A 14,203-nucleotide genomic window follows, 5' to 3' on the forward strand; every position below is an offset into this window, starting at 1 on the left:
ATATAGATGACTCTTCTATAGTGTCAAATGAATTTTCCATAAAATGTTATTTCTGAAAATTGAATGAATTCCATCTTTTTTTCCTTATTCTAGCGCCGCAAAAAATGGAAAAAATTTGTACTCACTATTGATTTTGTCTGCCTTTTCACGTAGGATAAAATGTAATATATTGGTAGAAAACTACCGGAAGGATGAATGTGATTAGATGTCTGTGACACTTCGTGAAGTAACCTTGGAAAACTGGGAAGAGTGTATTGAACTGGAACCTACTCCTGAACAGAGTGATTTTGTTGCCCCGAACCTCTACTCCATCGCCGAAGCAAAGTTTCAAACTACATTTGTCCCTTTGGCCATATACCACGAGGACACGATGGTTGGCTTTGTCATGTATGGGCTGGACCCCGACGATGGAAACTACTGGATTTACAGACTCTTAGTTGATGCCAAGTATCAACGGGAAGGCTACGGACGTGCTGCAATTTCGCAAGTCATTGATATACTGAAAGCAAAAGACGATTGTCAAAAAATTGTCATTGGTTATGCCCCAGCAAACGTAGCTGCCGAAAACCTTTACGCTTCACTCGGATTTCAAAAAAATGGCATGGTTCTGTTTGGTGAAACGATTGCAGAATTGAACTTTTAAGCTTGCTAGCTATTTTCGTTCCCCAAAAATGAAACAGCGGCGACCTAAGACCTAAAAATCAAGTCTTAGACTCGCCGCTGTTTGAATTGTTTTCTCGTATAATAAAAAAGCACACCCTCCATGTGTCTTTAAACATCATGGTTAGTGTGCATTCGTTTTTAATATGGTGCCGGTGAAGGGACTTGAACCCCCACGGTTTCCCTCACGATTTTGAGTCGCGCGCGTCTGCCATTCCGCCACACCGGCATGTGAAACTATGAATAAAATAGCACATCATCGATAGAAAATCAATGGTGGGGAGAGACGGATTCGAACCGCCGAACCCGGAGGGAGCAGATTTACAGTCTGCCGTGTTTAGCCACTTCACTATCTCCCCACATATGTGCTGTCTATCTTCTGAGTCTACTCTCTTCAACCAGAAGCGACATTTATTAATCTACCATGAACTTTCTTTTACGTCAATATTTTTTTTGATTAACTCTCTTTTTTCGCTAAGATCTCCTGTGCCCACTCGTGAAAGACGCGCAGTGCTTCGTCTACTTCTTGAAATGTTGCTTCTCCCTCACAGGAGTATTCCGGGAAGTCTAGTATACGGTTTTTGCGAATCTTCACTTGCTCTTGTTCACATTTTATCTCCAAGAAGTAGGGAACGGCTTCATCAATCCCATAGCTGTTTTCTAAAAACTCGTAGGTACGTACCCACTCCAGAATTCGAACTTCTGATGCCTTTAAACGAAGCACCTGCTCCAAAGACATAATGGTTTCATTCCCGTAGTAATACATGTTATTCAGCCCTTCTGCATGAAAATGGACGGAGCCGTGACTCCGCCTATTATTGATGTGATAGATTAGATCGAGGAAAGCAGCTCTCTCAGTTCTTTGACAATCACTTGCTGGTAGCCAGTGCCTTCACCATACTGCTCGAGCATTTCGGCACGTGCCACTTTGATTTTGTCTTCATAATCTGGTGCGTTTCGGTCCGGATTTTGCTGTTTAAACGCCGTCATGACAGCTTGGACATGCTTCGGTCTCGGTCCCCATTTTGCCAGAACATGTCCACCCGTGTCCGCGAAAATAACAACAGGGATCGCCCGACCGCCCATCGTGAGAAACTCATCCATGAGATCGAGGTGTTCTTCCATCACCATGATTTCCACTGGCATGTCTGTTTCTTTCAAGGCATGCAAGACGACTGGCAGGTTGCGAACGACATCTCCACACCATTCCGCAGCCAAAATCAAGCATCTGAGGTCATCACGATGCTGGAGCGAAGCAAAAAACGCACGGTCTTGTTCATCCTCCCATGAAAATGCATCCGACCAGTTTTGGTATGTATCCTGATTTTTTGTCATGCTTTCCACAAACGCTTGTGGCTTGAGCCCCGTACGGAATTTATGTGCTACGTTTGCCCCCATCTTTTCTCCTCCTTTTGTATCGCTCGCCTATTCTTGGTTTTTATTCGCTGCTTCGTTTGCTTCCTTTTCTTGATTAGCCAGCTCCATCATTTTTTGCAACAAGATGTGCTGCGGCATGTGCATCAGACGTTCCAAGGGTACCTGAAGCGCTTCCGCCAGCTTGACTGCCGTCTCTGGTGATATTTGTAATGGACGCATGTCATTTTTGCCCCTTTCCCTTGCTTTCATCAGTCCCTTCAGTATAATACACAGCCGTTAAACCTGCCAGCATACAAGCTTGGCACTCGGGAGCCTTTTAAAAAACGTTTTCTTGCCTATTTGCCAAATAAGCATCACCAGTATCACGTATCCTTCCCCTCTACTGAACCACTTTAGTCACATTTATCCACCCCTATCTCCTCATGAAAAATGAAAAAGAGCCACCCGTAGGCAGCTCCAAATTGGAGGCAGGCTGTGGATCCCTTCTATCCGCACGCGAAGGGACTCTCTCTCGAAAACACATATTCCGCACATGGAAAAGGACGAACTATGGCTTTTGCTTAGTAAGGATGCATGGTACACCAAAGCCGATCGCGCCGGGCTGGGACATCTGTTCCAGATATGCCAACCCTCGTGCACATTGCTTCTTGCATACTTGACATGTATGGGACGTTACGATCTTCAGCTGTACTTGATTGGGGTGCTGTCGCGAATTCTTCTTCTTGATCTTTTTGCCCTTGGCCATCCGTTTTCCTCCCTTTGCCCTGGATCACTCCAGTCTATGAAGGAGAACACCCTCGCTCTTTAGGCAAGCATACAAAATCAAGATATGCACCTGCAAAATGGGCCTTGTCATACTTGTCAACAAATAGAAAAAGCCGCTGGAGAATTCTCTCCAAGCGACTTATGAACCTTCCCTATGGCTTTGGACTTAACAACTGGCGCAGTTCTAGCTCCAGTGTAGGCGCATCAACCATTCCGATTATCTTCTTTCGTACGATCCCATCCGCGTCAATCAAGTAAGTAGTTGGGAATGCCATCACCTTGTAACGGTTCGACACAGTACCAGCTACGTCCATCGGTATCGGAAATGTCAGCTTGTAGTTGGTGACGAAGGCCATAGCTGCTTCCGGGCTGTCATTGCTCGTGACGTTCACGCCATACAGATCAACCTGTCCGCCGTATTTTTCATAGACTTTTTGTAAATCCGGCGCCTCCAGCTTACATGGTCCACACCAAGAAGCCCAAAAGTTCAAGACTAGTGGTTTCGTTCTTTTTCCTTCTACCTTGTACGTCTGCTGGTCCAATCCTGTCAGTGTAAAATGAGGAGCAGCAAAGCCAACTTCCGGTTTTTGAACCTCTGCTACGATTGCGGCCGTTTCTTGAGGCTTTTCCCAAACAGCAAGTCCGACCCCCAATAATACGAGCACCGCGAGCAACAGCTTTTTCATTTTGTCACCTCTGCCCTACTGAGTTAGAATCCCGTAAAGCCTCCGTACATTTGAATGAGAACACGTGTAATATCCGTCAGTTTATCTGTATACAGAAGAATACCAAACAAAATCATAATGGCTCCTCCGATTTTCATAAACAGGTCGGAATACTTCACAATCGCGTTCACCTTACTGATGAAGAACGTCATGACAAAAAACGGAATGGCGAATCCGAGCGTATACGCCAATGTGTAAGCCAAAGCACTTGAAGGATTGGAAACGCCCATGACGATAATCCCAGAAAGAATTGGTCCCACACAAGGTGTCCATCCAGCTGCATACGTCATTCCCACCAGTATGGACCCAGTATACCCCAATGGCCTCGATTTTAAATCGATTTTAAAAGAACGCATCATCCAGTCCATTTTAAACACGCCAAGCATAACCAAACCAATGACAGCAAGTAAAATACCGCCCAGTTGACGAATCAAGTCCTGTTGGTCGGTGAACAAGCTTCCGATCCAAGATGTAGACAGCCCGAGCGCAACGAAAATGATCGAAAACCCGACTATGAAGAAAAAGGTATGCAAGAAGGCTTGCTTGCGAAAAACAGCTCTCCCTTTCTTCACTTCATCAACCGTAACCCCAGTTATGTAAGACAAAAAGGACGGATAAAGCGGCAGGCAGCAAGGAGAAATAAACGAGAGGAAACCTGCTGCAAAAGCCAAAAACACAGTAATATCGCCAGTCATATGTACCTCCGGTGGGTATTTTATCCACTATCTTCTCATTGTATCGAATCTTTTCCCCCTTCAACAGTAGCAATCACACTTTGCCTTAAATCCGTGACATTTTACTTTACATAATATTCATTATGTCTTAAAACTCGGCACAAAACGTAACAATTGGATGGATAAATCTGGTCCACTTTAGAAAAAAGTTCAGATTTGTGACAAATGTGACATGTACTTTTCTCGGAAGACATGTAGAGAGCAGCATGCCCAAGGATAAAATAGACGAATGCAGCTGCAGTTGTCTTGTCCTGAATAATCACACCCGACCGACTCAACTCTTCTTCCGTAAGCCCTTTTACCAGTGCTCGAGTAGATGCGCGCACAATCCGATACTCCTCAAGTAAATCGACAAGTGATCAGCGGTCAAAATTCGTAAGACTGACATGCCTTGGCAAGGGTGTCTTGTCTCCACGGGAAGCACACAGCAAATGATAGCTCATGATTCGCTCTGTATCCATAATATGGCCGAGAACTTCCTTTACCCTCCATTTATCTTCTTTTTAACGGAACACGCTCTGTTCTTCCGCGCATAATCGAAAGCATGCAAGTATTTCTTCCTCCTGAGCGCAAAGCAACTCATTCAGATTCCCTTCAGGTGCGACACCTCCCTTTTGGAATAGTGAGACGAATACTTCCATTGTACACAAAAAAGAGGCGGATGTACTCCGCCCCTTCCCGGCTATACTTTTTTACTGAATAGTGACTTTGCCACCATCTTGAAGCAGTGTTTGCCCTTTTACCACGATCTTATCGCCGGCAGACAAGCCTGTCAAAATTTCGATCTGATCACTGGAGGATTTGCCTGTAGTGACCTCTACTAGTTTTGCAATGTCACCTTCCAGCTTGAATACATACTGTTTACCATCGCGATCAAAGACTGCACCGCGCGTTACAACGATCGATTTTGCTCCACTTTCCCCAGCCAATGGGAAGGTTACATTCACTACCATATCGGACTTCAGCTCATTGGATGGGTTTGGAATCGTAATCTCCACTGGATATGCCTTGAGCTGCGTATCCATTACCGGGCTCATCGCCGTTACTTTGGCATCAATCGTTTTTCCTGTCGATTGTACGTTTACTTTTACGGTAGTTCCTACTTTTACTTTTGTGATGTCTGCTTCTGACAGATTCGCTTTTACCAGAAGTGGGTTCGTGTTAACGACAACCACAACCGGCTGCTGACCTGCCATTTGACCAACTGCGCCATTTACGCTGGAAATATATCCGTTGATCGGAGACGTTACTGTCGCATTCGCTAATTGCTCACGCGCATTTTGCAGGCTTACTTGCGCTTGCTGTACAGATGCTTCGGAAACTTGCACACTTGTTTTTTGTCCAGCAGATTGCACTCCCTGCTGTGCGTTATCATAAGAGGTCTGTGCCGTTGTCAGTTGGGAATTTGCTTGTTCCATCTGCTGAGCGGAAATCGCTCCTTGTGAAAAGAGCTGTTGCATCCGCTGTTGGTTTACTTTTGCATCCTGAAGTGCAGTTTCTGCCTGCTTCAGGCTATTTTTCGCTTGGACTAAGCCTTGATCCGAGCTGCTGCCTGCCTGGTTTAAGCTCGCTTTTGATACGTTGTAGGCTGCTTCTGCTTGTTTAACACTGTTCACCAGATCTTTTTCATCGAGCGTAAACAATACTTGACCTTTTGTCACGTATTGTCCCAGTTTCACTGGCAGGGAAGAAATTTTCCCACCCATTTTCGGGGAGACTTGCACTTCCTCACTCGGTGCCAGCTTTGCCGTGAGACCAGAATCTGATACAACTGTGCCCGTTGCAACAGTTTCCACCTGTACAGGGGTTGTCGCTTCCACCGTTTCCGTAGGCGGCGTTACCGCTTGCGGGCTGGAGCATCCTGCCACTAGCGTGATAGCCAGCAATGCCAAAATGACGGGTTTTTTATTTAGTTTCATGTATGTCCCTCCTCTTCCCACAAACGTATTACGATTCCAAAGCGGGATTAATTTTCTTTTGTTTCTTTTCTAGTTTCTTTTCTAGCTTTAACTGGCGCTTCAAGCGTCTCTTTTTCCCTAAATCGTCAAACCAAGAAGCAACGACAGGAACCAGAACCAGCGTAATCAGTGTAGAGAATCCAAGACCGAAAATAACTGTCACGGCCATTGGTGCATTTGTCTCAGATCCGGCACCGCCAGAGAATGCAAGCGGTCCAATCGCCAGAATCGTGGTGAGTGTTGTCATCAAAATCGGACGTAGACGAATCGGTCCTGCATGCAGGATCGCATCATACAGTTCCATACCTTTTGCACGCAATTGGTTCACGTAGTCGATCAATACAATCGCGTTATTCACGACCAGACCAATCAACAAAATGTACCCGATCAAAACCCCAACGCTGATCGTTGTGCCTGTCGCCAATAGTCCAAGCAGAACGCCTGTAACGGTCGGTGGCACAGAGAACATGATGATAAATGGGGTATAGAGCGATTCAAACTGCGCTGCCATTACCATATAGAGAAGCACAACTGACAGTACAATCGCGAGAGCAAGGCTAGTGAATGATTCCATCATTTCTTCGCTTTGCCCGCCAAAATCGACTGTGTAGCCGTCCGGGAGATTCAGCTTCGAGATTTTCTCTTGCACTTCCCGTGTGACAGAGCTCAGGTCACGCCCTGCCAAATCACTCGTTACTTGAACTTCACGGCTGGAGTTGGCACGGTTAATCGAAACCGGCACATCTACCTTACTGATAGTCGCAACTGAGGTCAGCGCGATCTGTGCTCCACCTGGAGCGGAAATACGCATATTGTTCAAGAAGTTGATATCTTCCTGAAACTCTTTCGGCAGCTTGAGGTTGACGTCAATCTCGTCATCACCTGTACGATAATACGTTACCGTTTGACCTTGGAAGGAAGTGCGAACACTGGAGAGAATTTGTCCTGTCGTCAATCCGTATAGGCTCGCTTTCTCTGCATCGATCTTCACTTCCAGCTCTTGTCTTGATTCTTCCAAGCTGGTTGTTACGTTACTTGTACCTGGTACCTTCTCAATTTCACCTTTAATGATACCACTAATGTCTTTCAATACGGCCAGATCATCCCCACTAACCTTTAGTTGGATTGGGGAACCCGTAGTCATACCAGATGGTGCGCTTACCTTGATTTCAGGTCCAGCAATACCTTTCAGCTTTTCCTGGAGATCCATCACAACTTCATTGGAGGAACGCGTGCGCTGGTCCAGATCTACCAGCATCAGGCTGATCGTGCCCTGATTGGATGACAATGTGCTCGCTATTGGTGATGCATTGCTGCCAACCGAAGTCGCAACAATTTTCTTCTCCGGTACCGTGTTAACAATTTCTTCTACTTGTCTGGTTACTTTTTCTGTTTCAGCCAGAACGGTACCATTTGGCATTTTGATAGAGATATTTACTTGACCTTGGTCCATCGCCGGGATAAATTCTGCCCCGATCAATGGAGTCAATGCGAGAGAGCCCACCATCATAACGACCGAAGAAATCATGACCGTTTTACGATGGCCCAATGACCATTTTAACAATCTTTGGTAGCCTTTTTCTACTTTGCTAAATCCAATGTTGAACCAAGTAACAGGATTGATTCCACGATAGTTCTCATGATGTGTATGCGACGGAATTTTGTTCAAAATTCTCGAACTCAGCATAGGCACGAGCAAGATAGAGAATACAAGCGCCGCAATATGTGAGTAAACAACCGTCAATGCAAGTGGTCCAAACAACTCAGAGGCAATACCTTCTGTGAGGGCAATCGGCAAGAATACGCAAATTTGCGCCAAAGCCGAAGCCATAACTGCCGTACCTACTTCTTTGGAACCATCCAAGGCGGCTTCCATCATGCCTTTTCCCTGTTCTCGATGGCGGAAAACATTCTCGAGCATAACAACTGCAAAGTCAATCAATGATCCCAATCCCAATGTCAAACCGGAGAGGGAAATCAGGTTGATCGTCTGACCAGTCATGTACATCAACAAGAACGTAGCAACGATCGATACTGGAAGAACGATGACCGCAATGACCATGGATCGCAAGCTGCCTAAGAAGAAGAACAGCAAGATCATACCGATACCGCCACCCAACAGGGCATGTTCAGCGGTGGTGTAAACGGAATCCTTAATGTAGATGGATGTATCCAGAGTCGTAATGATTTCTACGCCTTCTGGAAGCTCGCTTTTGATTTTCTCCAGCTCAGCTTTTACATCATCTGCTACCTCAATGGTGTTTCCGCCAGAAGCTTTTGTTACTTTAATACCCAAGCTAGGTGTTCCATTTACGTAACTCATTTGCGTTACATCTTGATGTGTGTCTTTTACTTGGGCAATGTCGCTGAGCCTGATGGAGTTTCCTCCAACAGAGATTGGTGTCAGCGCGATTTGTTCGACATCGGCAAACTCACCTTGTACACGGATGTTGAGTTTGGCGTCACCCTCGCGTACCGCACCACCGGAACCTGACAAGTTGCTACTCTGTAGAGCTTGCTGAACTTGGTCAAGTGACAGTCCATACGCCGCTAGTTTGGCTGGATCTACTGTAACATCGATGATCCGGCTTTGTCCGCCGCTGATGGAAGCAGATGCGACCCCATCAATACGCTCCAGGCGTGATTGGATCATATCCTCTGCCATTTTTTTCAATTTGTTGATATCTTGCTCACCCGTCACCGCAAACTCAATGATCGGTGTACTGTTCGGGTCAATACGCAGAACGCGTGGCGCTCTAGCTGAGTCAGGCAAGGAGCCACGAACCTGATCTACCTTCTCCCGCATGTCGAGAGTCGCCTGATCAAGGTCTGTCCCCCAGTTAAACATGAGGATAACCTGCGAAGCGCCTTCCATCGATACCGATTGTATACTATCTAAATCGGATACCGTTGCAAGTGCGTCCTCAATCGGTTTCGTTACAAGTTTTTCTACCTCACTCGGAGATCCGCCGTCAACGGATGTAACCACGACAGCAACCGGGAAGTTAAGATCCGGCATGAGATCAATCGACAAGCGAGGCAGTGAAACGAAACCAAAAATCAGCATGGCCAGAGTCAACATAATCATGGTGACCGGGCGTTTAATCGATAGTTCAGAAAGATTCAATCCACTCACCTCTTCTTTATATATCTGCTAATTTCTTGTGAGTAATAGTTCGCTTGACGAAATGAATAAGGTGAACCTCGATTAACATTTCGTTTAACGAAATATCAAGGGATGAAACCATTTTTAAACGGTTTGTGAATTTCCCCATTTCACATCTCGCTGTTGGTATACACGCTCTGTCAGTGACACCCACACAACTCGTCGATCTGATTGGTCTCGGAACCTGCGTACCAGTTTTTCCTGCTCCAACCGGTTAATGAGACCGGAAGTTGTGCTGTATGAAAGACCGACAGTCTTACTTATGTCCCCCATCGTTTTTGGTCCATTTCCAAGCTGCTCCAGAATCAAGACCTGTTGCCAGGTTACATCGCTTGTATCCAGCTCTTGCTCAGAAATCGTGGTAAACAAAACACTGGCTTCTTGCAGGAGTTTTGCCAACTGAATCAGTTCTTTCATGAGAACCTCCCTTGCCATCCTTACTTAACCACTTCACACCCATAACTAATCGTTTATTTCCCAAAAACAATTCTACTGAAATGTATATGTAGTGAAGTCTACCCAGGGGTAGATTTCTGACAGGGATTTATCTATCTGGAGATAGACGACAACGCATGCTAGAATGAAGTTAAGTGATTATTCGGCAGAGAAAGAAGGACTTCTCATTGTTGAAGATAATGATGAAAGCCATACAAAAACGTTTACTGATCATGTGGTTTTCCATCTTAATTGTATTAGCTTTGCTCCCTGATTCGTTTAAACGGGAAACTCCGTTACAATTTTCTCTTACCATTGTACTATTTATTTGTTACCTTGTGGTATTTTGGACTTCCAAGAAAAAATGGAAGCCTTTCCAATTCGAGTTAGTGACAGTCGTGCTTGGAATTGTCTCGTTACTTAAGTCTCTCATCTTGGGTGGAGAGGGCTTCGGCTTGATGCTCCCACTCGCTGTTTTTATCGGGTTTCACATTCATGGACGCCGTGCGTTGGCTTATGCTACTTTTTTTGGTACGTGCAGTACGCTTTTTTTATATTTTGAAGAAAACCTGAAATTCACGCACATCATCTCTTATATTCTGACGTATGTGGGTTGCTATATCGGCGCACGTGGCTATCGGATTCAAACAGAAGCATACGAAACCAACCAACAGCACCTGGAGCAGTTGCAAAAAGCACATACTGAATTGCAAGAGGCGCACTCACAACTTCAAGAAGCAGCGCTTCATTCCCTTCAAGTAGCGGTTCTGGAGGAGCGAACGAGAATTGCCCGTGATATTCACGATGCATTGGGCCATAGTTTGACCTCACTCATTGTCCAGCTACATGCCTTGAAGTATATGTTGCAGGATGGACCTGACAACGCACAAGAAGCCGTGCGCAACATGCTCGGTGTTGCCAAGCAAAGTCTGGAGGATATTCGCACGTCTGTCCATACATTGGCCCTAGATAAAACCTCCTTGGGACTTACGCCTCTGCGAGCTCTCTTGTCACAGGCTCAAAAGCATACAGGTATAAAAATGGAGCTGATATGCTCCGACCTTGACATTCCGCTCTCTCAAGAAATGACGATAACGTTTTATCGAATTTTGCAAGAAGCGATTACCAATTCCCTACGCCATTCTGACGCAAAAGAAATTCTCGTCATCATTGAACAAAAGAAGGACATCCTTTTGTTGTCCATTCGAGACGATGGAAGCATCACGAGCGACCAAAAAATCAAACCTGGCTTTGGCCTAACTGGCATATCTGAACGAATTCAGTTATTGAACGGAACTCTCTCGTATCGCATTCGAGAGCCTCACGGATTCCAACTCGATTTCAGCTTTCCGATTCGCCAGACTGAACCTGAAAGGAGCATGCGAACATGACCAGTAAACAAAAAGAAGGAGCCATTCGCGTGGTCCTAGTAGATGACCAAACCATGATTCGTCAAGGTTTGGGTTATGTCATTCAAATGCAATCTGATATGGAAGTAATTGGAGAAGCTTCCGATGGCGTGGAAGCTGTCGAACTGATTGGCACCCTCGCACCAGATGTTGTCTTAATGGATGTTCAGATGCCCAACAAGTCTGGTATTGAGGCTACAAGAGAAATCATGCTGCAGCAGCCTCGCACAAAAGTATTGATTCTTACCACCTTTGACAATCACAATTATGTGGTGGAAGGGATTCGTGCTGGAGCCGTCGGCTATATGCTAAAGGATGCCGACTCTCAGGAAATGCTTGACCTTATTCGCAGAGCTCACCAAGGAGAAGCCCTCTTCCACACCGTGACAGCTGCAAAAGCCCTTGCCGAAGCTCTGCAAGGTCAACGTGAGACACCTGATTCGACTACTTCTTCCCAATCAGTCTTGCTAGATGAACTAACGGATCGAGAGTTGGATGTTCTTCAACAGATCGCAGATGGCTATCGAAATGATCAGATTGCGCAAAACTTGTTTATATCAGAAGGCACTGTAAAAACACACGTGCATCGGATTTTGCAAAAAATGGGCGTTGAGGACCGTACCCAGGCAGTTGCAAAAGCTCTGCGACACAAAATCGTGAAATAAATCAGACAGTTTCAGGCAGGAGGACTAAGTGGAATCAAGTTCCCATCCTCCTGCTTTATGCTGATGGAAAACCCTTTGACCAGCTGTGCGCTAGACATCGCTTCAAATACGGCGGCAGCCGCTTTCTTCGTATCGATCACCCGGCAAATCACTGCCAACGTCCTCTCGCTGTCTTCCCCACCGTCGCTGTGGCCATTCCCTGTCTTTCCCAAGCATTCGTCCAACAGCTGTTCGATCAAATAGCGCATCTCAATCTCTGACTCACACAAATGGGGAAAGCGAATGATCATCGGATGGAAATCGTTCTCTTTCATGACCTGATATCCTTTTTCTTTCATCTCTTCTGCCCAGCTCTGCAAAACCTCGTCAGGCCTTCCCTCGATCTGCTCCGCTACAACAGCAAAATATTCGCCAATTTCCCCTACATTTCCGTAATGAACAGTGTAAAGGTGCTCCGTTTCCTCATACCAAACTTCCCAGTAGCTCCACCTCGTTTCGTTTTTTTTCAGCATCCGAATCACCGTTGTTCAACTCCGTTCAAATTGTAACCGTTTTGTAAATTATTCCACTGATCGACACGCCTTGACAACAACTTACAAAGAGATTGATTCGAAAGACTTGCAACTTTTTCGTGAATAGGACCATCCGCTCATCCGAACATAAAAAAGACGGATAATCGATCCGTCTACAGTCACGATCCTTTTTTGTTTTTTTAGGAAATGGAAAGAGGTAAACGAATCTCAAAACGAGCTCCTTTCAGGTTGGGAGAGTTTTCCGCATAGAGTTCGCCACCGTGATCCGCGATGATACGTTGGGTCGTAGACAAACCTAACCCCGTTCCCTCTTGTTTTGTCGTATAAAAAGGAACGAATAAATTTTGCAGGCATGAATCTGATAGGCCAGGTCCGTTGTCTTCCACAACAATGATGACTTGATTGAGAGATGAGTACACTTTCACATGAACGAGGTTGCCTTGGGTCATCAATGCTTCAAGCGCATTTTTCAAGATGTTCAAAATGGCTTGCTTGATTCGCGAACGATGACCAAACACATGCCACTCGCCTTGTGCAATGTCTAGCTCTAGCTTGATTCCTCTTCGATTCGCTTCTGGCTCCAGTAAACGAATGACTCCATGTAACTCGTCCATCACTAAGAAACGTTCCGATACGATTTTATCATCCCTGTACCGGGCCAAAACAAGGACATCGTTCAATAGCCCATCAATGCGTTCAATTTCTGTTAAGATGACTGAAAAATAAGATTCACTACGATTTGCTTCCCCTTGCTCCCGCAACAACTGAATGAAGCCCTTGATGGCCGTCAGCGGATTCCGAATCTCATGCGCCATCCCAGCAGCCAGCTGCCCAACGGCTGCCAGCGCTTCTCGTTTGCTCAATTCTTCTTCGTACTTTTTGCTTTCCGTAACATTCCGAAGAACAGCGATCGCTCCCCACATCTCGCCACCGTAATAAATGGGACTCGTACTCACTGTCGTCCATTTGCCTCTGTATTCCGCAACATAATGGCCGGACTGCCCTCTTTCAATTACCCACTGAACAAAACGCTCGCTTATATGCGGGCGAAGGGCATGATCAATATTTTGACCAATGAGTTGATTTCGATCTACGCCAAATAAATGACAGACAGCGTAATTCGCTTCAATGACTCTTAACTGGCGATCGATCATCAAGACGGCAATATCACTGGACTGCAGAACCAATTGAACAAGCTCCTGTTCAGCGAGCATTGTAACATCTTCTCCTTTGACCGAACTTGCAGGAGAAGTTTGTGTTTTTTCAACTGGAAATTGAAGCGAATTTTTGTTGAAGACATCGTCCATTTGATGCAAAATGTAGTCCATCGATTGATAGAGACGAATCTGTCCTTGCAAAAGCTCTACTCGCTCCATTTCCGTCGTAGCAAGAGAAAATACGTTGTTATCCATTTCTTCCATAATAACGTCTCGACACTTGCGCAAAAATTGCTGTAAATACGTAAGATTCATTCCAAGCAACGAAAATTTGTACGCAATTTCGCTCAATTCTCGTTCGAATGCATACGTGTCGATCACTTTTACTACTTCAATCCATTTCGTGATTTGCTGAACAAACAAAGCCTCTGTATTTTCGCGGTCTTCTAGAAGCAAAGCAGAGTAATGATGATCTGAAAGAAAGGAAAACGTCTTGGCCACCGCCGCAGGGACCAAATGAGTAAGATACTTACTTATTCGATTTTTCAAAACACTCTGGCTCCTTTTCTCCGTGCTTCATTGAGGCTATTTTTCCAAGTATGTATAGGCTCTATTATGG

The 14,203-nt window shown here is 45.4% G+C and carries 14 protein-coding genes and 2 tRNA genes; 3 read left to right on the forward strand and 13 right to left on the reverse strand.

Translation table 11 applies throughout. The features are described from left to right. Positions 1-205: 205 nt before the first annotated feature. Positions 206-643 carry an edeine self-resistance N-acetyltransferase EdeQ gene (edeQ, locus tag ACQ5DJ_RS07650; protein WP_144614969.1) on the forward strand — a complete coding sequence of 146 codons (438 nt, stop codon included), beginning with the start codon at positions 206-208 and terminating at the stop codon, positions 641-643. A gap of 164 nt (positions 644-807) precedes the next feature. On the opposite strand, the gene ACQ5DJ_RS07655 is transcribed toward edeQ, so the two are convergent. From ACQ5DJ_RS07655 to ACQ5DJ_RS07705, 11 genes are all read right to left on the reverse strand, one after another. After that, positions 808-889: transfer RNA gene (locus tag ACQ5DJ_RS07655), tRNA-Leu, on the reverse strand. A gap of 45 nt (positions 890-934) precedes the next feature. Further along, a tRNA-Tyr gene (locus tag ACQ5DJ_RS07660) sits at positions 935-1,019 on the reverse strand. Between the two features lie 98 nt (positions 1,020-1,117). After that, positions 1,118-1,426: a hypothetical protein gene (locus ACQ5DJ_RS07665; RefSeq protein WP_429841918.1), complete on the reverse strand. Its 309-nt coding sequence runs from the start codon at positions 1,424-1,426 to the stop codon at positions 1,118-1,120. A gap of 65 nt (positions 1,427-1,491) precedes the next feature. Beyond that, positions 1,492-2,058 (reverse strand): thioredoxin family protein, encoded by a 567-nt coding sequence (locus ACQ5DJ_RS07670; protein WP_429841919.1) that lies wholly within the window; start codon positions 2,056-2,058, stop codon positions 1,492-1,494. Positions 2,059-2,085: 27 nt separating this feature from the next. Further along, complete coding sequence (locus ACQ5DJ_RS07675) at positions 2,086-2,256, reverse strand: YycC family protein (RefSeq protein ID WP_015891498.1); 171 nt, start codon at positions 2,254-2,256, stop codon at positions 2,086-2,088. 328 nt (positions 2,257-2,584) lie between these two features. Next, positions 2,585-2,782: a hypothetical protein gene (locus ACQ5DJ_RS07680; RefSeq protein ID WP_376896918.1), complete on the reverse strand. Its 198-nt coding sequence runs from the start codon at positions 2,780-2,782 to the stop codon at positions 2,585-2,587. A gap of 172 nt (positions 2,783-2,954) precedes the next feature. Continuing rightward, the gene (locus ACQ5DJ_RS07685; protein ID WP_429841920.1) at positions 2,955-3,488 is read right to left on the reverse strand and encodes a TlpA family protein disulfide reductase; all 534 of its coding nucleotides are present in this window, start codon (positions 3,486-3,488) and stop codon (positions 2,955-2,957) included. A gap of 23 nt (positions 3,489-3,511) precedes the next feature. Then, positions 3,512-4,222 (reverse strand): cytochrome c biogenesis CcdA family protein, encoded by a 711-nt coding sequence (locus ACQ5DJ_RS07690; RefSeq protein ID WP_007727213.1) that lies wholly within the window; start codon positions 4,220-4,222, stop codon positions 3,512-3,514. A gap of 731 nt (positions 4,223-4,953) precedes the next feature. Continuing rightward, a complete protein-coding gene (locus ACQ5DJ_RS07695; RefSeq protein ID WP_429841921.1) occupies positions 4,954-6,180 on the reverse strand; it encodes an efflux RND transporter periplasmic adaptor subunit in 1,227 nt (408 codons plus the stop codon). 28 nt (positions 6,181-6,208) lie between these two features. Beyond that, positions 6,209-9,346 (reverse strand): efflux RND transporter permease subunit, encoded by a 3,138-nt coding sequence (locus ACQ5DJ_RS07700; protein ID WP_429841922.1) that lies wholly within the window; start codon positions 9,344-9,346, stop codon positions 6,209-6,211. Between the two features lie 123 nt (positions 9,347-9,469). After that, positions 9,470-9,820, reverse strand: a complete 351-nt coding sequence (locus tag ACQ5DJ_RS07705; protein WP_017249086.1) for a MarR family winged helix-turn-helix transcriptional regulator — start codon at positions 9,818-9,820, stop codon at positions 9,470-9,472. Positions 9,821-9,975: 155 nt separating this feature from the next. On the opposite strand from ACQ5DJ_RS07705, the gene ACQ5DJ_RS07710 reads away from it, so the two are divergent. Both ACQ5DJ_RS07710 and ACQ5DJ_RS07715 read left to right on the forward strand, forming a co-directional pair. After that, on the forward strand, positions 9,976-11,211 hold the full coding sequence (locus ACQ5DJ_RS07710; protein ID WP_429841923.1) for a sensor histidine kinase: 1,236 nt from the start codon (positions 9,976-9,978) through the stop codon (positions 11,209-11,211). After that, a complete protein-coding gene (locus ACQ5DJ_RS07715) occupies positions 11,208-11,894 on the forward strand; it encodes a response regulator (RefSeq protein ID WP_429841924.1) in 687 nt (228 codons plus the stop codon). The genes ACQ5DJ_RS07710 and ACQ5DJ_RS07715 overlap by 4 nt, the downstream gene beginning before the upstream one ends. Positions 11,895-11,905: 11 nt before the next feature. Here the strand turns inward: ACQ5DJ_RS07715 and ACQ5DJ_RS07720 are convergent, their stop codons facing one another. Both ACQ5DJ_RS07720 and ACQ5DJ_RS07725 read right to left on the reverse strand, forming a co-directional pair. Further along, positions 11,906-12,415 (reverse strand): hypothetical protein, encoded by a 510-nt coding sequence (locus tag ACQ5DJ_RS07720; protein ID WP_429841925.1) that lies wholly within the window; start codon positions 12,413-12,415, stop codon positions 11,906-11,908. 191 nt (positions 12,416-12,606) lie between these two features. After that, the gene (locus ACQ5DJ_RS07725) at positions 12,607-14,133 is read right to left on the reverse strand and encodes a two-component system sensor histidine kinase NtrB (RefSeq protein ID WP_429841926.1); all 1,527 of its coding nucleotides are present in this window, start codon (positions 14,131-14,133) and stop codon (positions 12,607-12,609) included. Positions 14,134-14,203: the final 70 nt, after the last annotated feature.

This window comes from Brevibacillus sp. FIR094 (assembly GCF_050477165.1).
In the GTDB taxonomy this organism is placed as follows: domain Bacteria; phylum Bacillota; class Bacilli; order Brevibacillales; family Brevibacillaceae; genus Brevibacillus.

Bases quoted from the DNA above. Each gene is read 5' to 3' on its own strand.
- ACQ5DJ_RS07665 (WP_429841918.1), bottom strand. From the start codon at position 1,426: ATGTATTACTACGGGAATGAAACCATTATGTCTTTGGAGCAGGTGCTT.
- ACQ5DJ_RS07715 (WP_429841924.1), top strand. From the start codon at position 11,208: ATGACCAGTAAACAAAAAGAAGGAGCCATTCGCGTGGTCCTAGTAGAT.
- ACQ5DJ_RS07695 (WP_429841921.1), bottom strand. From the start codon at position 6,180: ATGAAACTAAATAAAAAACCCGTCATTTTGGCATTGCTGGCTATCACG.
- edeQ (WP_144614969.1), top strand. From the start codon at position 206: ATGTCTGTGACACTTCGTGAAGTAACCTTGGAAAACTGGGAAGAGTGT.
- ACQ5DJ_RS07685 (WP_429841920.1), bottom strand. From the start codon at position 3,488: ATGAAAAAGCTGTTGCTCGCGGTGCTCGTATTATTGGGGGTCGGACTT.
- ACQ5DJ_RS07670 (WP_429841919.1), bottom strand. From the start codon at position 2,058: ATGGGGGCAAACGTAGCACATAAATTCCGTACGGGGCTCAAGCCACAA.
- ACQ5DJ_RS07680 (WP_376896918.1), bottom strand. From the start codon at position 2,782: ATGGCCAAGGGCAAAAAGATCAAGAAGAAGAATTCGCGACAGCACCCC.
- ACQ5DJ_RS07690 (WP_007727213.1), bottom strand. From the start codon at position 4,222: ATGACTGGCGATATTACTGTGTTTTTGGCTTTTGCAGCAGGTTTCCTC.
- ACQ5DJ_RS07675 (WP_015891498.1), bottom strand. From the start codon at position 2,256: ATGCGTCCATTACAAATATCACCAGAGACGGCAGTCAAGCTGGCGGAA.
- ACQ5DJ_RS07705 (WP_017249086.1), bottom strand. From the start codon at position 9,820: ATGGCAAGGGAGGTTCTCATGAAAGAACTGATTCAGTTGGCAAAACTC.